General features: G+C 66.8%; 17 protein-coding genes and 3 tRNA genes. 5 read left to right on the top strand and 15 right to left on the bottom strand.

What is annotated here, in order from left to right; translation table 11 throughout:
• Positions 1–85: 85 nt before the first annotated feature.
• Positions 86–1459, top strand: coding sequence for a short-chain fatty acid transporter (locus tag ACSAGD_RS01905; protein ID WP_437584037.1), 1374 nt, complete (start codon positions 86–88; stop codon positions 1457–1459).
• Positions 1460–1600: 141 nt separating this feature from the next.
• On the opposite strand, the gene ACSAGD_RS01900 is transcribed toward ACSAGD_RS01905, so the two are convergent.
• The 6 genes from ACSAGD_RS01900 to ACSAGD_RS01875 form a co-directional block, all read right to left on the bottom strand.
• Positions 1601–1674, bottom strand: a tRNA-Met gene (locus ACSAGD_RS01900).
• Between the two features lie 24 nt (positions 1675–1698).
• Positions 1699–1770 (bottom strand) — tRNA-Thr (locus ACSAGD_RS01895).
• A gap of 72 nt (positions 1771–1842) precedes the next feature.
• Complete coding sequence (locus tag ACSAGD_RS01890) at positions 1843–3699, bottom strand: glycoside hydrolase family 13 protein (RefSeq protein WP_437584036.1); 1857 nt, start codon at positions 3697–3699, stop codon at positions 1843–1845.
• A gap of 7 nt (positions 3700–3706) precedes the next feature.
• Entirely contained in the window at positions 3707–4642 is a 936-nt protein-coding gene (locus tag ACSAGD_RS01885) for a sugar ABC transporter permease (RefSeq protein WP_437584035.1), read from the bottom strand.
• A gap of 1 nt (position 4643) precedes the next feature.
• On the bottom strand, positions 4644–6254 hold the full coding sequence (locus ACSAGD_RS01880) for an ABC transporter permease subunit (RefSeq protein WP_437584034.1): 1611 nt from the start codon (positions 6252–6254) through the stop codon (positions 4644–4646).
• Positions 6255–6315: 61 nt separating this feature from the next.
• A complete protein-coding gene (locus ACSAGD_RS01875; protein WP_437584033.1) occupies positions 6316–7554 on the bottom strand; it encodes a sugar ABC transporter substrate-binding protein in 1239 nt (412 codons plus the stop codon).
• A 222-nt stretch (positions 7555–7776) separates the two neighbouring features.
• Between ACSAGD_RS01875 and ACSAGD_RS01870 the strand changes: the two genes are divergently transcribed.
• On the top strand, positions 7777–9501 hold the full coding sequence (locus ACSAGD_RS01870) for a glycoside hydrolase family 13 protein (RefSeq protein WP_437584032.1): 1725 nt from the start codon (positions 7777–7779) through the stop codon (positions 9499–9501).
• A 150-nt stretch (positions 9502–9651) separates the two neighbouring features.
• Here ACSAGD_RS01870 and ACSAGD_RS01865 read toward each other — a convergent pair whose 3' ends face one another.
• The 3 genes from ACSAGD_RS01865 to ACSAGD_RS01855 form a co-directional block, all read right to left on the bottom strand.
• The gene (locus ACSAGD_RS01865; protein ID WP_437584031.1) at positions 9652–11274 is read right to left on the bottom strand and encodes a peptidoglycan DD-metalloendopeptidase family protein; all 1623 of its coding nucleotides are present in this window, start codon (positions 11272–11274) and stop codon (positions 9652–9654) included.
• A gap of 271 nt (positions 11275–11545) precedes the next feature.
• Positions 11546–11914 (bottom strand): hypothetical protein, encoded by a 369-nt coding sequence (locus tag ACSAGD_RS01860; RefSeq protein WP_437584030.1) that lies wholly within the window; start codon positions 11912–11914, stop codon positions 11546–11548.
• Positions 11915–12096: 182 nt separating this feature from the next.
• Complete coding sequence (locus ACSAGD_RS01855) at positions 12097–12453, bottom strand: DUF7882 family protein (protein ID WP_437584029.1); 357 nt, start codon at positions 12451–12453, stop codon at positions 12097–12099.
• On the opposite strand from ACSAGD_RS01855, the gene ACSAGD_RS01850 reads away from it, so the two are divergent.
• Positions 12452–13015, top strand: coding sequence for a hypothetical protein (locus ACSAGD_RS01850; RefSeq protein ID WP_437584028.1), 564 nt, complete (start codon positions 12452–12454; stop codon positions 13013–13015). The genes ACSAGD_RS01855 and ACSAGD_RS01850 overlap by 2 nt on opposite strands.
• A gap of 39 nt (positions 13016–13054) precedes the next feature.
• On the opposite strand, the gene ACSAGD_RS01845 is transcribed toward ACSAGD_RS01850, so the two are convergent.
• Together ACSAGD_RS01845 and ACSAGD_RS01840 are read right to left on the bottom strand one after the other, a co-directional pair.
• A tRNA-Tyr gene (locus ACSAGD_RS01845) sits at positions 13055–13136 on the bottom strand.
• Positions 13137–13236: 100 nt separating this feature from the next.
• Entirely contained in the window at positions 13237–14115 is an 879-nt protein-coding gene (locus ACSAGD_RS01840) for a carbohydrate kinase family protein (protein ID WP_437584027.1), read from the bottom strand.
• A 56-nt stretch (positions 14116–14171) separates the two neighbouring features.
• On the opposite strand from ACSAGD_RS01840, the gene ACSAGD_RS01835 reads away from it, so the two are divergent.
• Complete coding sequence (locus tag ACSAGD_RS01835; RefSeq protein ID WP_437584026.1) at positions 14172–15182, top strand: LacI family DNA-binding transcriptional regulator; 1011 nt, start codon at positions 14172–14174, stop codon at positions 15180–15182.
• Here the strand turns inward: ACSAGD_RS01835 and ACSAGD_RS01830 are convergent.
• Positions 15145–16833 carry a beta-N-acetylhexosaminidase gene (locus tag ACSAGD_RS01830; protein ID WP_437584025.1) on the bottom strand — a complete coding sequence of 563 codons (1689 nt, stop codon included), beginning with the start codon at positions 16831–16833 and terminating at the stop codon, positions 15145–15147. The two genes, ACSAGD_RS01835 and ACSAGD_RS01830, sit on opposite strands and share 38 nt — an antisense overlap.
• A gap of 84 nt (positions 16834–16917) precedes the next feature.
• Between ACSAGD_RS01830 and ACSAGD_RS01825 the strand changes: the two genes are divergently transcribed.
• Positions 16918–17817, top strand: coding sequence for a sugar kinase (locus ACSAGD_RS01825; RefSeq protein ID WP_437584024.1), 900 nt, complete (start codon positions 16918–16920; stop codon positions 17815–17817).
• On the opposite strand, the gene ACSAGD_RS01820 is transcribed toward ACSAGD_RS01825, so the two are convergent.
• From ACSAGD_RS01820 to ACSAGD_RS01810, 3 genes are read right to left on the bottom strand one after another with little or no spacing between them, the layout of a single operon-like run.
• The gene (locus tag ACSAGD_RS01820) at positions 17799–18701 is read right to left on the bottom strand and encodes a MurR/RpiR family transcriptional regulator (protein ID WP_437584023.1); all 903 of its coding nucleotides are present in this window, start codon (positions 18699–18701) and stop codon (positions 17799–17801) included. The genes ACSAGD_RS01825 and ACSAGD_RS01820 overlap by 19 nt on opposite strands.
• A 2-nt stretch (positions 18702–18703) precedes the next feature.
• Positions 18704–19639 (bottom strand): N-acetylmuramic acid 6-phosphate etherase, encoded by a 936-nt coding sequence (gene murQ / locus ACSAGD_RS01815; RefSeq protein ID WP_437584022.1) that lies wholly within the window; start codon positions 19637–19639, stop codon positions 18704–18706.
• Positions 19636–20802, bottom strand: coding sequence for an anhydro-N-acetylmuramic acid kinase (locus tag ACSAGD_RS01810; protein WP_437584021.1), 1167 nt, complete (start codon positions 20800–20802; stop codon positions 19636–19638). The genes murQ and ACSAGD_RS01810 overlap by 4 nt, the downstream gene beginning before the upstream one ends.
• Between the last annotated feature and the right edge of the window lies 1 nt (position 20803).

Here is a 20803-nt window from a genome sequence, read left to right as displayed (position 1 = left end):
GGCCGGGGCCGCCCGGCATCCTCGCTGACTGCCGCTAATGTCGAACGCATCGGCAACCTCACCGAAAGAACAAAGGAGTTCGTTCATGTCCAATGCGCCGTCCACTGAGAAGACCTCTCAGCGCCGCAGCGTCATGCGTCCGATCAACCGCTTCCTCGAGCGCTGGATTCCCTCCGCCCTGACGTTCGCGATCGTGCTGACGCTCATCGTGGCCGTGCTCGCGATGACGCTCACCCAGACCAGCCCAATCGACGTCGTGAAGGGCTGGGGCGACGGCCTCGCGGGGCTGCTCGCCTTCATGACGCAGATGTGCCTCATTCTGTTGCTCGGCTACATGCTCGCCAACACTCGTCCGGTGCGGAAGCTGCTCGGCTGGCTCGCCAGCGTGCCGACGGGCCCCGGCACCGCCTACGTGTTCGTGTTCGTGGTCGGAGCGATCGCGAGCCTCATCACGTGGGGCCTCGGACTCATCGTGGGAACACTCCTGGCTCGCGAGATCGCCGTCCAGTCACGGAAGCGCGGCTACAAGGCGCACTTCCCGCTGCTCGTGGCCGCCGGCTACTCCGGATTCGTCGTGTGGCACATGGGGTACTCCGGATCGGGCCCGCTCACCGCCGCGACCCCGGACTCCTTCCTCGCCGAGAGCCTCGGCGGCAAACTCGTGCCCGTCTCCGAGACGATCTTCTCGTCGTGGAACATGCTGACCGCCCTCGCGGTGATCGTCGTGGTGGGGCTCCTGTTCTTCCTCATCCGGCCGAAGGCGGGCGACCCCGTCTACGAGCTGCCCGAGGCCGTCGGCTCTGCGAAGGTCGACGAGGCCGATGATGAGGTCGTCACTCCCGCAGACCGCATCGACGCGTCACGCGTCCTCACGCTGATCCTCGGACTCGCGCTCGTCGCCTACCTCGCGGTGCACTTCATCCAGGGCGGCACGCTCACCCTCGACATCGTGAACTGGTCGTTCCTCGCGCTCATCCTGCTGCTTGTGCGCAGCCCGTTCGAGCTGATCCATCTGACGAAGAAGGCCGCGTCGAACGTCGGTGAGATCCTCCTGCAGTTCCCGCTGTATGCCGGCATCCTCGGAATCATGTCGTCGTCCGGGCTCATCACTCTGTTCTCCGACGCGTTCGTCTCGATCTCAACCCCGACGACGTTCGGCGTGCTCGCGCTGCTCTCAGCCGGAATCGTGAACTTCTTCGTGCCGTCGGGCGGCGGCCAGTTCGCGGTGCAGGGACCGATCATGATCGACGCCGCGCACCAGCTCGGCGTCGACCCGTCGGTCGCGATCATGGCGGTCGCATACGGCGACCAGTGGACGAACATGATCCAGCCGTTCTGGGCGCTGCCCGTGCTCGCGATCGCTGGACTCAAGATGCGCGACATTCTGGGCTACACGTTCGTGACCTTGCTCGGCTCAGGAATCGTGATGGCCGCTGGGCTGCTGATCGTCAGCCTCTGACCCGAGCCGCATCTCCACAGGAAGAAAGCACCTCAGAAGGACGTTTTCGCCGATTTCGTCCTTCTGAGGTGCTCTTCTCCTGCGCTCGTGCGTGCAAGAGAAAAAGAAAAAGGCCTCGGACCGAAGCCGAGGCCATGTGCGTAGCAGGAGCGGGACTCGAACCCGCGACCTCACGATTATGAGTCGTGCGCTCTCACCGACTGAGCTACCCTGCCGCACGACGCTCCGAAGAACGTACGAGCCCCGAGTCAGGATTGAACTGACGACCCCTTCCTTACCATGGAAGTGCTCTACCACTGAGCTATCGGGGCGAAGCCTCTTGCTTATCGCAATTGGCAACCGCTAAAGAATATCAAAACTTTTCGCAGATCGTGAATCGACGGTCAGGCAGATTCCACCCCACGAGTCTGCCACATCGAGAACGTCGGCCCTGAGCCGGTGAGGCGGATGCCGTCGCCCTCGCGTTCGAGCGCGAGCTCGCCGAACAGCGGCACAATGTCGCCCTCCGGAATCGTGTGCGCGGGCAGCGTGACGTCGACATCGCCGCGGGCCGCGACCATGAGCAGCGTCTCGTCAGCGCTCTCTCGAACGTAGGCGAGTGCGTCGTCTCCGACGTGCACCCAGCGGAGTCCGCCGTCGTTCAGCGCCTGATGCTCCCGGCGCAGGCCGATGAGCCGAGCGTAGAGGTCGATGGTGTCGGATGCCGCGTCGGCGTCGCTCCACGGAATGGGCGTGCGGGATGCCTCTCCGTCGATGCCCGTGAGCGCGAACTCGTCGCCCGCCCACACGACAGGAATGCCCGGAAGCGTCATCGACATGCCGACCGCGACCGGGAGCGTCCCCGGAAGCGCGCGAGTGAGAAAGCGCGGGGTGTCATGGGTGTCGAGCGCGTTCATGTTGCCGAGCCGCACCCGCCACGGAAACCCAGCGGTGAACTGGCGGTGGGCGGCGTAGAACTGCCGGCCGGTGTACCGCGGAATCGTCTGCATCGCCATGCCGAGCCCTCCCCCGGCATCCGCGAGCGGTTCGGAGAGCCAGCCCCACAGCGGCCGGGTGAAGTTCGCGTAGGTCATGGCCCCGTGCCAGGCATCCCCGTGGAAATCGCTCGAGGCGTCGTTGGTCGACTCCGCGAGGAGGATCGTATCGGGGTTGACCTCCGTCATCGTACGGCGGATTGTCTGCCGCACCTCGGCGTTGAGATCATCGTCGCCGAGTCGACCCGTCATGTTGGCGACGTCGATGCGCCAACCGTCGAGCGCGTATGGCGGCTTCAGCCACTTTGCGACAACGGAGTGCTCACCCTCGATGAAGCGGCGGCGAAGCTCTGGAGAGTTCCAGTTGAACTTCGGCAGGCTCGGCACTCCGAGCCACGATTCGTACTCCGTGTGGGCCTCGTCGCGCCAGTAGTAGAACGCGCTCTCTGCGGCATCCGGATTGCCGTGCGCCGCGAGGAACCACTCGTGCGCATCGCCGGAGTGGTTGGCGGTGAGGTCGCCGATCACCTTCAGCCCGCGAGCGTGAGCGGCCTCGACCAGCCGGATGAGCGCCTCGTCTCCGCCGAGCAGCTCGTCGACGACGTCGAAGTTCGCCGAGTCGTAGCGGTGGTTCGAACGCGCCGGAAACACCGGCGTGAGGTAGATCATCGTGACGCCGAGCCGCTCCAGGTGATCGAGGTGCTCGATGATGCCGTCGAGATCGCCGCCGTACAGCTGCGTGGAACGCGCCGCGGAGTCGAGCCGCACCTCGTCACCCCAGGCGGCCGGGACGGCCCACTCGGGAATGGGTCGCGCGTCCGCGGCATCCGACCTCGCGAATCGGTCGGGGAAGATCTGGTAGAGCACGGTCGACGAGACCCAGGCGGGTGGCGCGTCGTGGGCGACGAGCAGGAAGTCCTCACTGTCGAGGGTCTCGGTGTCGAAGACGCCGCGAGCGTTCACCCACAGATCGGTGCCGTCCTCGGTGCGCAGCAGCCAGCGGTAGCCGTGCTCGCGCGAGGCGACCGTGATGTCGGCGGTCCACCAGTCCCAGCCGGAAACGGATGCCGTCCGTTCGGCGAGCCCGAAGACGGGCTCTCGATCGGGGTTCGACCGCACCCGCACTCCCTGCAGCGGACCGAGCGCGGTGGGGACGCGCAGTCGCACCGTGACGGTGTCTCCCACGCTGGGCGTCTGCGTCGAGACGTACAGCGGCGAGCCGTCGTGGTGCGGCAGCATCGACAGGTCGGTGAGCTGGGTGGTCATGCTTCTCCTACTTCACGGAACCGGCGACGAGGCCGCCGACGATGTATTTCTGCAGGTAGAGGAACAGCGCCATCACGGGGAGCGCAGCGAGCACGGCGCCCGCGGCGAAGACGCTCCAGTTGCTCGTGAACTCCTGCGAGACGAACTGGTAGAGGCCGACGGCGAGAGTCTGCTTCTCGGGAGACACGAGCACGACGCTCGCGATGACGAAGTCGTTCGTGGTGGCGATGAACGACAGCAGGCCCACGACCGCGAGAATCGGCGAGACCAGCGGCAGGATGATCGTGAAGAACACGCGCGCGTGGCTCGCCCCGTCGATCTTCGCCGCCTCGTCGAGCGCTGTCGGCACGGTGTTGAAGAACCCGTACATGAGGTACGTGTTCACGCCGAGAGCGCCGCCCAGGTACACGACGATGAGGGCGATCTGGTTGTCGATGCCGAGAATCGGGAAGATGTCGCCGATCGTGTTCAGCAGCAGGAAGATCGCGACGACCGCGAGCAGCTGCGGGAAGATCTGCACGACCAGCAGCGAGACGAGGCCGAAGCGGCGGCCCGTGAAGCGCATGCGGCTGAAGGCGTAGGCGGCGAGCGCGCCGAGGAAGACGGTGCAGATGGATGCCGTCAGCCCGATGAACAGCGTGTTACCGAACCACGCGGCGTACGGCTGCTGCGGCGAGGTGAACAGCGTGACGTAGCTGTCGAGTCCGATCTTTGCGAAGAGCCCGTTCGAGCTCAGCAGGGTGCCGTTGGGGTTGAGGGATGCCGACAGCACGTACAGCAGCGGAAACACGGCGTACACGATGACGATGACGCCGACGAGGTGCCGCCAGCCGGTGGCCCGGAACCAGCGCCCGAAGCTGAAGGGGCGCTTCGCCGGAATGGCGGAGGCATCCGTGGGAATGGCCTGGCGCGTCGCGGGAGACGCCTGCTGTGTCTGGCTCATGTCAGTTCAGATCCTCCAGGGCCTTGGTCTGTCGGAAGCTCACGATCGCGACCGCGGCGACGACGATGAAGATGATGATGGAGAAGGCGCTCGCGAGACCGTAGTCGCTTGTCGCACCGTCGAATGCGACCTTGTAGACCATTGAGATGAGGATGTCTGTTCCGCCGACGTTGATTCCGGCAGAGGCATCCCTCGGCCCACCTTCGGTGAGCATGTAGATCAGGTTGAAGTTGTTGAAGTTGAAGGCGAACGACGAGATCAGAAGCGGCGCGACCGACACGAGGAGGAGCGGCAGTTTGATGAGGCGGAACACCGCGAACGGCTTCGCGCCGTCGACCGTCGCCGCCTCGGTGAGTTCGTCCGGAATCGACTGCAGCGCTCCCGTGCACACGAGGAACATGTAGGGGAAGCCGAGCCAGAGGTTCACCCAGAGGATGCTGAATTTGGCCAGCCACTCGTTCGTGAGCCACGGGATGTCCGCCCCGCCGAACAGCACGAGGTTGACGAACCCGAAGTCGCGGTTCAGCAGCCCCGCCCACACGAGCGCGCCGAGAAAGCCGGGGAAGGCGTACGGCAGAATCATGACGACGCGGTAGAGCTTGCGGCCCTTCATGCGCATGTCGTTGAACACGATGGCGAGGAAGAGCCCGAGGGCGAACGTCGTGAGCACACTCAGCAGGGCGAAGACGAACGTCCAGATCGTGACGCTGATAAGCGGCCCGCGGATGCTCTGCTCGGTGAACGCCTTCGTGAAGTTGTCGAAGCCGACGTTGATGCTCCAGCCGGGCATCAGCTGCTCGCCGTTCTCGGCGGTGAACGCGCCAACTCCGGTGTCGCTGTAGACCGTTCCCGTCGTGGTGTCGGTCATCGTGCCCGCGGCCTCGTCGTACTCGAGCGTCGAGACGTAGAGGTACGCCTTCGAACCGTCCGGGGTGCGAAGCGCGCCGTCGTTGGGGTCGTCGGAGATCTGCACCGTCATCGCGGCGATCTCCTTCTGGTGCTGAAGGATGCCCTCGAAGTCGAGCGTCGTGTATCCGGGGAGCCCCACGGCGACGCCGTTCTCCATCTCCGCGTCGTCGACTGCCCCGAGGGGCGTGTCGTCGTCGCCGACGCTGACAGTTCCGTCCGGCGCGGTCACGAGGAAGCTGTAGGCTCCGAGCTGCTCGAGGACGGTGAGGTCGTAGGCCGGTGAGTCGGGCACGCGCTCCTGCGCGGACTGCACGAGGGCCATGACGGCATCCTCTTTCGTGCTGTTGTGCCCTGTGCCGTAGTTGGTGAACGCGATGTAGGCGGTGTAGCCGATCACGAACACCTGGAAGATGAGCAGGAAGATGAGCCCGGGAGCGAGGTACTTCGCGGGCAGCCAGCCGCGCGTGAAGTACACGACGTTCACCGCGGCGGCGATCACGAGCACGACCGTGAAGACGATCCACTGGCTCTGCGACATCGCGATGAACAGTGCGAAGAGCGCGATGGCGTCGACGACGGCGATGAGCGCGATCTTGATGACGAGCGGAAGGATGCCGCCCGACGCGTGCTCTGCGATTCGCCGCGCTCGGCGCCGCTGTCGCAGCTCGCTTCGCGTCGGCGCCTGGGGTGTCTGAGTGCTCATGGTTTCCTGCTCGTCGGTGTCGTGTCGGCCGGGCGATGGCCCGACCGACACGACGGGGTGACTACTTGCCGTCGATGGCGCTCTGGATGTCGCCGGCCATCTTCTTCCACAGCTCGGCGGGGTCGCCCTTGCCGTTGATGATGTCGGCCTCAGTCACGCCCCAGTACTGCCACACGGCACCCATCTCGGGGATGTTCGGCATCGGAACGCCGTTCGCGCCCACCTCGCCGAACGCGGCGGTGATCGGGTCGGAGCTGACCTCGTCGAAGGCTGCGGTCAGCGCCGGCGCGCGGTTGCCGACGTTGTACAGGTCGACCTGGACATCCTTGGTGCCGATGTAGTTCGTGAGGAACTCGGTCGCGGCGAGCACGTTCTTGCTCTTGGCCGAGACGTAGAAGCCCTGAACGCCGACGAACGGCTGAGCGGCTTCACTGCCGGGTGCGGGGATCGGGTCGACCGCGAGGTCGATGCCGGCTTCCTCGGCCGCGCCGACGTTCCACGGCCCGGTGATGAGGAACGGCGAGTCACCGTTCACGAACTTCTCCTTGGCGATGTCGCCGTCGACCGTGGTCGGGAGAAGACCTGCCGCGCCCTGCTCAGCGAGCCAGTTCGCGAACTCGATGCCACCCTCGTTGCCGATCTGCAGGTCGTCGGGGTTGTAGCTGCCGTCGTCATTGGTTCCGAAGACCGGAGCGCCGAATGACGTCTGGAACGGGTAGAGGTGGTACGGGTCGCTCTCTTCACCCACCTGGACGAGGAACGGGAACTCTGTTCCGGCATCCGTGCCCATCTGCACCATCTCGTCATAGCTCGCGGGGGCCTCGGGTGCGAGCTCGGTGTTGCGCAGTAGGGCGATGTTCTCGATGGAGTACGGCAGCCCGTAGGTCTTGCCGTCGTAGCTCATCGCTGTGATCGCGACGTCCTGGAAGTCACCCGCGGTGTCGCCGAGCTCGATGGGCTGCACGACGCCGTTGGTGACGAAGTCGCCTAGCCAGTCGTGGGCGCCGATCGTGATGTCGGGACCCTTGCCGGTGGGCACCTGCTGGACGAACTCCTCCTGGATCTTGCCGAAGTCTTTCTGGACGAGCTTGACCGAGATGCCCGACTCCTTCTCGAAGTCGGCCGCGACGTCCTTCAGGACGGGCGCACGGTCGGCATCCACCCACACGGTCAGCGTCGTGGAGCCCTTCGTGTCACCGCCGTCGTCGCCGCTCGAGCTGCCGGAGCAGCCGGTGAGAGCGAGAGCGGCGGCCGCCGTCATCGCTCCGATGGCGAGAATCGGATTCTTTGTCACCCTCATTGGTGTGCCTTTCGTGTGCTGTGGTGCCGGGACGGCTTCATGTGTTGCGTCTTCGCGGCCCGAAAAGTCGACCTCGAAATGCAAGCGCTTCCACTTTTACACGACTCAAGTTCAAATCACAACCGCGGTTTTCCCCGCGTCCCGCGAATGTGGTTCTAGAAAAGGGACACCGAACAGCAAGCGTTTTCATATTGTGACCGAAACTGTCGTACAGTGTTCGGCATGACCAACGCCAGCACCCCAGCGCCGGGGATCACCGAGACCGTCCCTGCCAGCACGCCTGGACGCGAGTGGTGGCGCTCCGCTGTGATCTACCAGATCTACCCGCGCTCCTTTGCCGATGCGAACGGCGACGGCGTGGGCGACCTCGCCGGAATCACACTTCGCCTGCCCGAGCTGGCCGAACTCGGCGTCGACGCCATCTGGCTGTCGCCGTTCTTCACATCGCCGCAGCGCGACGCAGGCTATGACGTCGCGGACTACTGCGGGGTCGACCCGCTGTTCGGCACGCTCGAAGACTTCGACCGCATGACGGATGCCGCTCACGAGCTCGGCATCCGCGTGATCATCGATCTAGTTCCCAACCACTCCTCCGATCAGCACGAGTGGTTCCAGCAGGCGCTCGCCGCCGCGCCCGGCAGCCCGGAGCGCGCCCGCTACATCTTCCGCGACGGACGCGGCCCGCACGGCGACGAGGCGCCGAACAACTGGGACTCGGTCTTCGGCGGCCCCGCGTGGACGCGCACGACCGATGCCGACGGCAGCCCCGGGCAGTGGTATCTACACCTCTTCGACTCGAGCCAGCCCGACTTCGACTGGACGAACGATGACGTGCGTGAGATGTTCCGCGATGTGCTGCGCTTCTGGCTCGACCGCGGGGTCGACGGCTTCCGCGTCGACGTCGCGCACGGCCTCATCAAGGCCGATGGACTGCCCGACTTCACCCCGCAGATCGGCGCAGGCAGCATGGGCGGTCAGGCCGCCGACGATGACCCTGTCTCGGCTCCGTACTGGGGTCAGGAGGGCGTGCACGAGATCTACCGCGACTGGCGCACCGTGCTCGATGAGTACGAGGGCGACCGCGTGCTCTGCGCCGAGGCGTGGGTGGATCCGCTGTCGAAGATGGCGCTCTGGGTGCGCTCCGACGAGATGCAGCAGGCCTTCAACTTTCCGTACCTCGAGACGGAGTGGAGCGGCCCCGCTCTGCGCCGCGTCATCGACGATTCGATCAATGCATTCGGCGCTGTGGGCGCCCCGAGCACGTGGGTGCTCTCGAACCACGACGTCGTGCGGCACGCTTCGCGGCTCGCGCTGACCGTCGAGAACCCGCAGGGGCACGGCATCGGCCCGAAGAGCGAGGGCAAGCCGGATGCCGCGCTGGGGCTGCGCCGCGCTCGCGCAGCATCCACCCTCATGCTTGCCCTCCCGGGCGGCGCCTACCTGTTCCAGGGCGAAGAGCTCGGCCTGCCCGAGGTCATCGAGCTTCCCGATGAGGCGCGGCAGGACCCGACATGGTTCCGGACCAACGGCGAACGCTACGGTCGCGACGGCTGCCGCGTGCCGATCCCGTGGGAGGCCGACCGCCCCGCGTACGGTTTCAGCGCCTCGGGTGAGGCGTGGCTGCCGCAGCCCGAGCTCTGGGCCGAGTACGCGCGGGATGCTCAGCGAGGCGACTCCGCCTCGACTCTCGAGCTGTATCGTCGGGCGCTGTCGCTTCGCGCCGAGCACGAGCTCGGCCTCGGGGAGCTGACGTGGGCAGACACCGGCGACGATGAGCTGCTGCGTTTCTCCAACGGCGACGTGACCGTGGTGGCGAACACGAGCGAGAAGGATGCCGCGCTGCCGGCCGACCTCGTCGGCGCAGAGCAGCTTCTCGCCAGCGGTTCCTGCCCCGTGAACAGCGTCGCCTCAGACACGACGATCTGGCTGCGCACTCCCGCTCTCTGAGCAAGCGCTGAACGACCGACGCGGTTCGGGCCCTCTCGGCCCGGACCGCGATTCTGTCTCTGCGGCGGCCTCTCGATCACCGGACTCAGCGATCGTGTGATTCAGTTCTCTGCCAGCAGAGAGAAACCCGGGCGGACCAGGTCAGTGAGTTCAGTTGGTGTTCTCGTAGAGCCAGGCGAGGGGGTCGACGTTCTTTGTGCCGTTGATGAGGATCTCGAAGTGCATGTGCGGCCCGGTGGAGATACCGGTGTTGCCCGTCTTCCCGATGATCTGACCGACCGAGACGTGGTCTCCGACCTGCACCGTACGGGAACCGGGAATCATGTGCCCGTAGAGACTGTGGATCATCTGGCCGTCGATGACGTGCTCGATGACGATCTTGACGCCGAAGCCGCCGCCGGAGTCGGTCGACTCGACGACGACGCCGTCGGCGATCGACTGGATGGGAGCACCGTAGCCGGGGTTGAAGTCCTGGCCGAGGTGGTTCGTCGAGCAGCCGAGCGAGCAGCCGGCACGCGGGCCGTAGCCGCTGCCGATGTGCACACCGACCGAGAAGGGCCACTGAACGGTGCCGTTCGGATCGTTCGTGAATGTCGACTCGGGCTTGATGCCGAGCTGGACAGCAGCCTCGGTCGCGGAGAGCGCGCCGTAAGTGTCACGGTGAATCGATGTGTCGGCGGATGCCGTGTTGACCATGGACTGCGTCGAGTCAGTGCCGAACTGGGCTTGAGCATACGCTTGACGCTTCTGCTGCTGCACGTCATCGGCGCTGAGAAGCGCGTTCGCCGGAATAGATGTGGCGACGGTCATCAGGCCGACAGCGAGAAGCGCGCTGACACTCATTGTGCGCGCCGCGATGCGGCGGATGGAGCGCGGTGCGCGCGGACGGTCGACGGGCGCGTCAGAGGATGCACGGTGGCGAGCACGACGCTCGCGCTTCGTCTCGGACGCTGTCGACTCAGGCTCATCGTCTGTCGTGTCGGAGCTGGCGGGCTCTTCCTCGGGCGCCTCTGAGGAGGCGTCGGTCGGGAACGCGCCGGCGATGATGGCCTCAAAGGAGTCCGTCGCAGTCGGAACCGACTCTGGCGACGGAGCATCGTCTGCGCTCGCGAAGAGACGCTCAGTGTCTGCGACCGGCTCTGTCTCGACGACCGGCTCTGTCTCGACGACCGGCTCTGTCTCGACCGAATCGGCTTCGGCAGCAGCTGTCGGCCCGATGAGTTCGTCGAACGACAGCTGCTCGGTCTCGTGCGCGGTGACCTCCGGCTCGATGACCTCCGGCTCGATGGGCTCGGGTGCGACGACCTCGGGCTGTGCAGGTGCAGCCTGTGGGACGGCGACCGAGGACTCCCGCGACACACGCGATGTGGACAAGGCCTGCTCAGCCATTCCGGCGAAGAGCTCACTCTGACTCGGAGCCGCGTTGCGACGACGCGCGCGACGGCTGGGCAGAGCCTCTGACGCAGACGAGCGCGACGTCGCTGGCTGGCTTTCGGCTGGGACCTCTACTGGCGATGCGCTCTCAGCCGAACTCTGCGCGGCAAGGCGACGTGCGCGACGCGACGGGAGTGTCGTGTTCGCCGGAGCCGCAGAGTCTGTGGCGGCCTCGAGATCGGCGACACCATCGGCCTGGGCACGGGCGAGCGCTTCGCGCTCCTCACGCAGTCGGCGTGCCCGGCGGGACTCGAAAGCGGGGGTCTCGTCGCGAAGGGTCGGAGAGGTGCCGGAGGGGTCGAGAACGGATTTGCTCTCGTCACGGGCACGGCTCGACACAGGCAGTTGGACTTTCTTCGCTAGGGGGCACAGCATGAGCTACCGCGAGCATGGGGGACGCTCGTCAGGTAACGGATTGATAAACAATAACAAACCGAACCTGAGTACCGCCAGAGCTGTGGAGGAAATCTTTGTCCCCCAGGTGGGGAACCATCAGAGCGCTTCTCGCGTCGCCCGCCATGACGGGGATCGTCACGAAACCTCAGAGATTCCTGTCTCCTCACCAAGTTTCAAGTGAGGCTTGAAGGAGAGCTTCTCTACGCCCGACGAGCTACGCCGAAGCATAGGGAACCAGGTAGAGCACGATCACGGCGGTTACCCCGATCGCGATCATGAGGATCGCGAGGGAGGTCAGCCGAGCCCGTCTGTTCCCGATGACGAACCTGACGACGACCATCGCAGCATACAGAAGCACAATGGCGGCAGAGCCGATGATCGTGATGCGATCCCCCGTGAGCGCGAGTGGGATCATGAGCGCAAGGGAGACGAGCAGAAGAGCTGCGCCGCAGACCAGCCACAGCAGCCCGGTGCTCGTCGTCAGGGCGGGTTGGTTACGCACAAGGGTCGGGTCGTCTTCACGCGGGGTCGCTGCGTTGCGGGCATCCTTGTTCGTGCGATCTCTCGACCTGTCGTGAATCATGAGTCTCCTCCTCCCCTGCCAGCCACGCTAGGCACTGTGCCGCCGTTCGCAAGGGGATTGACGAGTCTCCCGAAGCCACGATGACCGCGCTGTGCACAGCGACCTCGAACACGGGACATCTGTCCGGACTTCTTCGCGACGGCCCGTTCCCACCACCTCCGCAGTCCTGATTCGACTGCACGTCAGTCCTGGTGCGCGGCTTCGACTCCAGGAATGTGGGCTTCGCCCTTCGCAACGGCTTCCGCCTCGTTCTCCGTCACGACGATCAGACCGCGAGCGGAGTGCGAGAGCTGAGACATGACGTCGATCCATGTCTTGTTGAGTGTCGGCGACCTGCTTCCCGCGAAGCGGAACTGCAGCGGAATCGCCGGCGAGACCCAGAGCGAGACGCGGCCCGAGCCCATGTGCGGATCGATCGACCAACTCACGAGAAAGCTCTCCTGATGGCGCAGCTTCGCGGCGATGGCGATCTTGAGGTGAGCGAGCGTTCGGTCGTCGAACTCGTATTCACTCGAGCTGCCGTAGACGAGGACTCCCATGGTCAGAATATTTGCCCTGCAGAAGCGCTCTGTCAATGGCAATCTTCCGTTCCGCTCCGTGGACGCGGGCGAGATCGGAGCGGCGGCCGGAATCTACGTGGCCGGGGCTTGTTCGGGCGCGCTTCTCTTCAGCTATCTCACCGGCGTCGTCGACCTCGTGATTCTGCTCGTCCGCCGCAACGTTCCCGAGTCTCCGCGGTGGCTGTTCATACACTGCCGCGATCGTGAAGCCGAAGAGCTCGTTGCAGATATCGAAGCCACGGTGGAAGACGACTCAGAGCGCGAGCTCGAACCAGTGCCGGAGAGCAAAGCCATCGCGATCGGCAACGTCCTCGGCCCGATCCTCCTGGGCCACGTCTTCGACTCGGTGGGCCGCAAACCCATGATCGCGGGAACGTTCATCGGCGACGGCATCCGGGCCGTGGCGGTCGGCTATCACATCGGCGCGGGCTTGATGATCCTCGCCGGGCTCGTCGAACTGTTCCTCGGCGTCAAGGCCGAGCGGCAGTCCCTCGAGGACATCGCGACGCCGCTCTCCGCGGAGATTCCGAAGGTCGAGTAGCGCCGACAGAACAAAAGCCCCGGTCAGACGGGGCTTTTGTGGCGAGTGAGGGATTCGAACCCCCGAAGGCTATGCCAGCTGATTTACAGTCAGATCCCTTTGGCCGCTTGGGTAACTCGCCAGGGGCACGCTCGGCCAAACTTGCGCAGCCAACCGAAGGCGCCAGAGAAATATTAGCCTTTCACACCCCAGGGACGAAATCGAGACCCGAGTCGGGCGGTTCAGGGCTCGCGGAGCAGCGCACCCTCTGATCGGCAGGTGGCGGCGGCGATCGTCATCGCTCTCTCGAGCGCCCTGCCCCACGCGGTCGCGTCGGTGGGTTCGCCAGCGGAGGCGATGTGTGCCGTGATCGCGGCGAGCACGGCATCCCCCGCTCCCATCGTGTCGATGATCGCCCCGGGAAGCTCAGCGATCGGACGCTGCACCCGCTCGCCGGCGGAGTGCACGACGGCGCCATCTCGACCGGCCGTCGCGACGACGTGGGGAACGAAGTGGGTCAGTCGCTCGACGAGCTCCTCGAGGTCGGTGCCGTAGAGCAGCCGGGCGTCGTCATCGCCGACCTTCACGACACGGCTGAGTCTCGCGATGCGCTCGAAACCGGCGACGAACCGCTCACGAGAGTGAAGCATCCCCTCGCGCGGGTTCGGGTCGACGATGAGGCGTCGCGAGTCTGCGGGAACGGATGCCGCGAGCGCGTCGACCTGCGCCGGGTCATCGAACGGAAAGCAACTCACCACCGTGAACGGCGCTGCCGCGATCACTTCGCGCGCCCGCTCATCGAACTCGATGCGACGTCGCTGCGCGGCCTCACTGAAGATGTACGTCGGCTCGCCGTCGAGCCGGTCGCTGATCGCCCGAGCGGTTCCGTAGGGTCCGCGCGTGGGGATCAGCTCGACACCGTGTTCGTCGAGGAGTACGCGGATGCGTTCGCCATCGACATCCTCACCCACCATCGCGATGAGGGCGGTCGGCACCTTCAGTCGCGCCAGACCGACGGCGACGTTGAGGGCCGCTCCCCCGACGAACTCGCGCGTGCCCGAGGCATCGCGCAACTCGTCGATGAGGGCGTCTCCGATCACGGCGAGGGGCACAGTCTGCATATCGGTCAATGTACACGGGGTCAGTATGCTGGTGGTTCTACACGACGAGGAGCGCGATGGCAGGGATCGACGACGTCGCCGCCCGGGCGGGCGTGTCGACCGCAACCGTGTCGCGGGCGCTGAGCGGGCGAGGGTACGTCTCCGATGCCACCCGAGCGAAGGTTCAGGATGCCGCGGCCGAGCTCGGCTACGTCGTGTCGTCGACGGCATCCGGTCTGGCCTCGGGCCGCACCCGCAACGTCGGCGTGGTCGTGCCGCTGCTGAGCCACTGGTACTTCTCCTCCGTCGTCGAGGGCGCCGAGCGGGCGCTCTTGCAGCTCGGCTACGACACGACGCTCTACAATCTCACCGGGGACGCCGACGACCGGCGCAGCGTGTTCACGCACTTTCTGCTGCGCAAGCGAGTGGATGCCGTGATCGCGATCAACCTCGAGCTCACCCCCGATGAGGTGCGCTCCCTCCATGACCTCGGCAAACCGCTCGTCGGCATCGGTGGACCGATTCCGGGCGTGCCGACCCTGGCGCTCGACGACGTCGAGCTGGCAAAGCTCGCGACCTCACACCTGATCGGCCTCGGACACGAGCGCATCGCGCACATCGGAGGCGGCAGCGAGTTCGACGTGGACTTTCACCTGCCATCGAACCGCCGTCGCGGCTACGAGGCCGCCCTCACGGAAGCAGGGCTGCCTCTCGATGCGAGGCTCGTGCGCCCGGCGGACTTCACGATGCGCGGAGGCTACGACTCCGCCAAGCAGCTGCTCGGCTCTCCGACCGGACGCCCGACCGGAATCTTCGCGGCCTCCGACGAGATGGCGATCGGCGCGATCCTCGCGGCACGAGACCTCGGCCTGTCGGTCCCGCGCGATGTCTCCATCATCGGGGTCGACGACAACCAGCAGGCGCCGTTCTTCGACCTGACGACGATCGCGCAGTTCCCCCGCCGACAGGGCCGCGCCGCGGTCGAGCTGCTGCTCGCTGAGCTCGGCGAGAAGACGTCACCGCCCGACGACCTGTCGCTGCCTTACGAGCTCATTGTGCGGGGTTCGACGGCTCGCCCTCAAGAGTGACGTCGAGTGCGCCGCGGATGTTCTCGACGAGCGCGCGCTGAATCGCGAGGCGCTCCTCGCGAGTGATCGGCTTGTGCGCAGCATCCGGTCGCGAGTGCCACGGCCGTGGGCCGTCAGGATGCCGGTACTCGACGCCCGCGGCATCCAGACGATCCAGGTGCCCACCCAGCCGCGAGCGGAAGCCCTCGAGGTCCTTCGTCTCTGACCAGACAGCCTCGGCGAGCGCGCAGAGCCGCGGGAAGAGCATGTAGTCGACGGTCCGCGGCGAGTCGAGGTGCTCGCTCCACAGGTTCGCCTGGCCGCCGAGCACGTGCCGCGCCTCGTCGTCGGTGAGCTCGGGCGGGAGCGGGTCGAACGCGTACACATCGTCGACGCCGAGCGGGAAGCCCACCTGAACCGGTTCGTCGGGCGAATCGGACTGGCGGTAGTCGAGGTACACCTCGTCGTCGGGGCACAGCACGACGTCGTGCCCAGAGCGCGCCGCGATGATGGCGCCGGTGCGTCCGCGCCATGAGGCCACGGTCGCACCGGGCGCGAGACCTCCCTCGAGAATCTCGTCCCATCCGAAGGCGCGGCGCCCGCGTGCGGCCAGGTGCGCGTCGATCTGAGCGATGAACCAGCTCTGCGCAGCCTCTTCGTCTGCGAGCCCGCGCTCGCGCATGAGCTGCTGCGTACGGTCGTCGACCGCCCATTCGTCCTTGCGCGCCTCGTCTCCGCCGATGCCGATGTACGGCGACGGGAACAGCTCGATCACCTCGTCGAGGATGCTCCGGAAGGCATCCACGGTCGACTCCTCGAGGTTGAGCAGGCGGGTGTTGACGCCCCACCCTGACCAGGGCTCGTCCGGGGCCTCGCCGATGCCCCACTCCGGGTAGGCGGCGAGCGCCGCCTGCACGTGCCCGGGCATCTCGATTTCGGGCACGACGGTCACGCCCCGCTCGGCGGCGTACGCGACGATCTCGCGCGCGTCGTCCTTCGAGTAGTACCCGCCGTGCGGCCGGCCGTTCGTCGTCGCCGCAGGACCCGCACCGACCTGGCTCTCACTGCGCCATCCGCCGCGCGTGGTGAGCTTGGGAAACGCGTCGATCTGCAGACGCCAGCCCTGGTCGTCGGTGAGGTGCAGGTGCAGGGTGTTGAGCTTGTGTGCCGCGATCAGGTCGATGATGCGCAGCACGTTGTGCACGGGGAGGAAGTGCCGGGCGACATCGAGCATGAGCCCGCGCCACGGAAAGCGCGGAGCGTCCGAGATCTCGCAGCACGGGATGCTCCAGGCCACGCCTGTCACGCGGGCGGAACGGTTGATGGCGGGCGGCAGCAGCTGACGAAGCGTGTGAATCCCCCAGCGGATGCCGGCGCGCGATCCACCGCGGATCACGATGCGCTCCGGCGCAACGCTCACGGCGTAGGCCTCGTCGTCGAGGGCGGCATCCTCATCGATGACGATGACGTTCTGGGCCGCAGCGTCGCCGTCGGCGGATGGCGCGCGGTCGAGTGCGAAGCCGGTCGCGGGTCGCACGAGACGCTGCAGCTCCGCAGCGGCATCCGCCAGGGCATCGTCGACGACGATTGTCGTGTCAGACGTGAGCGTGAACTCACCCGAACTCGTCGTCACTGAGCGGGGTGCGGGAATGAGGGAGAACTCGGAGGACACCTTCCACCCTACTTGTGCATTAAATGCACACTAGATTGCACGGTACGCTCAAACACCGTAGTCTCCTCCGGAGGAGGTGTCAATGTGGATGTGACGTGCCTGGGGGAGCTTCTCATCGTTCTGACGCAGGGGGCGCCCGAACCGCTCGAACACACGGAATCGTTCGCGCGCTCGCTCGGCGGAACCGAGTTCAACACCGCGGCCGCGCTCGCCTCGCACGGCGCCTCCACGGCGCTCGTCTCCGTCGTCGGCGACGACGGGTTCGGCCGCTACGCGACGGACACCGTCCGCTCCCTCGGAATCGACACGAGCGGCATCATGGTCGACCCGCATCACGCCACCGGCCTCTACGTGAAAGAGCTCGCCACGGCTGAGTCCTCGAGCCGCATGCATTACTTCCGCGCGGCATCCGCGGGCAGCCGTCTCTCGCCCGCGCACACGCGTCGCCCCGCCGTGCGCGCACTGCTCGAACAGACGCGCATCATCCACACGACCGGCATCACCGTCGCGCTCTCGCCACAGGCGCGTGACGCCCTCACGCTCGTCGCCGACGAACGCAGGCACGCGCTGCTCAGCTTCGACGTGAGCTGGCGTGCAGTGCTGTGGGGTTCGCGCGAAGACGAGGCGACCGAGGTACTCGGCGCACTCGTGAGCACGAGTGACATCGTCTTCATGACCGTCGAGGATGCCTCTGCCGCGTTCGGCACTGGCGAGCCCGAGGCTCTTCGTCAGCTGTTCCCCGAACCGCGGCGGCTGATCGTCTCGAGCGACGACGCCGTCACCGCGTTCGACGGGTCCGCGGTCACGACGCTCGAGCGGCATCCCTCCACCATCGTCGATGCGATCGGGGCCTCCGACGCGTTCGCGGGCGGGGTCCTCTCCGGCATCCTCGATGACTCCCCCATGGCGACCACCCTCACCCGCGGCCTGGAGCTCGCCGACAAAGTCGCGTCGATGACCTCCGATCACGTGCTCGCGTCGTGACCTCTGCGCCGCCGGGCATGAGGTGCACGGCGTGACTGCACGGCATCATAGGTGAGGCGCAGCGGCTCGGCGACGCGCGCGTAGTTTCGCTGCACGACCCGCACGAAGAGAATGTCGATCACGGCGAGCTGGGCCATGCGGCTCGACATCGCCGCGGAGCGGTACTCGTCCTCCCGCGCGTGCGTCACGAGCGCAATGTCGCAGGAGCGCGCGAGCTCCGACTCCGGGTCGCCCGTGATGCCGACGGTCATTCCGCCGGCGCGACCCGCGACCTCGAGCGCGTCGAGCACGTCACGCGTCTGACCGGAGTGAGAGATGCACACCGCCACGCCTCCCGGCGACTGCAGAGCGACGGACGAGAGCGCCAGGTGCTGATCGGAGAAATGGTTCACAGGCAGCCCGATGCGGTGCAGCTTCTGGTGCATGTCCGTCGCGACGATGCCGCTCGACCCGCTGCCGACGATGTCGATGCGCGAGGATGCCGCGAGCGCGGTGGCCGCGGTCTCGACGGCCTCCCGGTCGATCTGCCGAAGGGTCTCCTCGATCGTCATCGCCTCGCGGTACCCGATGCTCGCGATCACGTCGTCGAGAGTGGCATCGTCGGCGAGCGGGCCGCCCGCCACAGAGAAGCGCTCGCGGCGCACGTGCTCACGGCTGCTCGCGGTCGCCAGGTCGATGCGGAAGTCGCGGTACCCCGAGTAGCCGAGCGACTGCGTGAAGCGGGCGACGGTGGCCTGCGACGTGCCGCACCGCTGCGCGAGCTGCGTGATCGTCAGCGGTGCGGTCCCCTCGGGGTCGGCGAGCACCGCCTCGGCGACCCGAGCTTCAGCGGCGCTGAGGGTCGGCAGCACGCGTGCGAGGGCCTGAAGGACGTTCTCAGCCACCGTCAGCTCTCCCGCGCAGAATCCAGTGCCCTGCGCAGGAATCCGTCGGCACCGTCGAGGTGCGCTCGGGCCTCATCGACGGGCAGATCCGTGAGGACCATCAGGATCGCGAGCTTCACGGAGCCATCCGCCTCGCTCAGCGCTCGAGCGGCCTCGTCGAGCTCGCAGCCCGTCGCAAGGGCGACGGTGCGCTCGGCTCGCGCACGGAGCTTCGCGTTGGTGATCTGTACGTCCACCATGAGGTTTCCGTAGGTCTTGCCGCGCCGGATCATCGTGAGCGTGCTGAGCATGTTGAGCACCATCTTCTGCGCGGTACCTGCCTTGAGCCGGGTCGACCCTGACACGAGCTCCGGCCCGACGACGACCTCGATCGCGATGTCGGCCGCGGCACCGAGGGGTGAGTCGCTGTTGCACGAGAGGCCCACCGTGACCGCTCCGCGGTCCGCGGCCTCGCGCAGGGCGCCGAGAACGTACGGAGTGCGACCGGATGCTGAGATGCCGACGACCGCGTCGTGGGAACCGACCTCACGCGACGACACATCGTGGGCGCCGAGGTCCGCGTCGTCCTCCGCACCTTCGACGGCCGTGCGGATCGCCGTGTCTCCTCCGGCGATGACGCCCACGACCCTGTCGGGACTGAGCCCGAAGGTCGGCGGAATCTCGCTCGCGTCAAGCACTCCGAGCCGACCGGGCGTCCCCGCGCCGAGGTACAGCAGTCGTCCGCCCTCGGCCATGCGCGCCGCGATCGCGTCGACGGCCTCCGCGATGGGCTCCGCAGCTTCTGCGACGGCGTGGGCCACACCGGCATCCTCGTCGTTCATCGCCTGCACCAGCCGCAGCGTCGACCATTCATCGAGTGTGCTGTACCGCTCATTGACCCGCTCCGTCGCGAGTCCCTTGATCTCATCGCGCACGGCGTCGCCGTCGGTCGTGGTCATGCATCGCTCCTTCCTCGTACGCGCACGGACCCCAGACCCGTCCCGCGGGTGCCGGTGGTCGATCCTGCCGGGGTGATCGTCCCCGGAACACGGCCTCCGATGCGCTCGTCGAGGGTGAGCGGTATTCCGTGAGCGCCACAGTAGCCCACGAGCGCGAAGAGCAGCGATTCCTTACCATTCGGGTCCACGCCTCGCTCCGCGCTCGTCGTGACGCGGCATCCCTTGAGCTCCTCGGCGAGCGCCCGCATCAGCGTCGGATTGCGGACTCCTCCTCCCGAGACGATCACGGTGCGCACGCCGCGGTCGCGCAGCGCGTCGGCGACGGTGCGCGCCGTCAGCCGCACGAGGGTTGCCAGCAGGTCGTCGAGCTCGGGACGCGCACCGCTCGTGGCGAGGCTGCGGTCGAGCATGTCGAGGTCGAATGTCTCGCGGCCGGTCGATTTGGGCGGCTCGAGATCGAAATAGGGATGCCGCAGAAGCACGTCGAGCATTTCGGGGACCGGCCGCCCGGACGCCGCACGCGCACCGTCGCGATCACAGCGCTCGGCGCCGCCGGTCGCCCGCGCGATCGCCGCATCGAGAAGACCGTTCGCCGGTCCGGTGTCCCACCCGCTCACGCTCCCGTCGGGCTCGACGACGCTCACGTTCGCGATGCCGCCGAGGTTGAGCGTCGCGATCGACTCCCCGCACTCGGCGGCCTCGGCACCGAGCCACGCCCGATCGAACACGGGCATGAGCGGCGCTCCCTGGCCGCCCGCCGCGATGTCGGCCGCGCGAAGATCCGAGACGACCGGACGCCCCGTGCGCTCGGCGAGCACCGCGGCCCTCCCGAGCTGAAGCGTGCCGCGCGCCCGTCCTTCCTCCACCCAGTGGAACACCGTCTGCCCCGGCGATACGACGAGGTCTGCGTCAGCGCACTCGGACTGCTCGAGGGCGTCCGCGAACGCCTCCGCGATCTCGATGTCGAGCCGTGCGACCTCGCCGATGGACACCGGGCGGCCGAGCGCCGCGGAGAGCACACGCTCCCGCAGACGCGTCGGCCAGGCGGCATCCGTCATCACCCTCGGTGTGAGGACGAGATCGTCTCCTTCGGCATCGACGTCGACGAGCGCCACATCGATGGCGTCGGCGGAGGTTCCCGAGTGGACGACGGCGATGCGCATG

The sequence above is a fragment of the Paramicrobacterium salitolerans genome (assembly GCF_051513965.1).
In the GTDB taxonomy this organism is placed as follows: Bacteria; Actinomycetota; Actinomycetes; order Actinomycetales; family Microbacteriaceae; genus Paramicrobacterium.
Note: the sequence above shows the minus strand (reverse complement) of the source record. Positions and strands in the feature narration are given on the sequence as shown.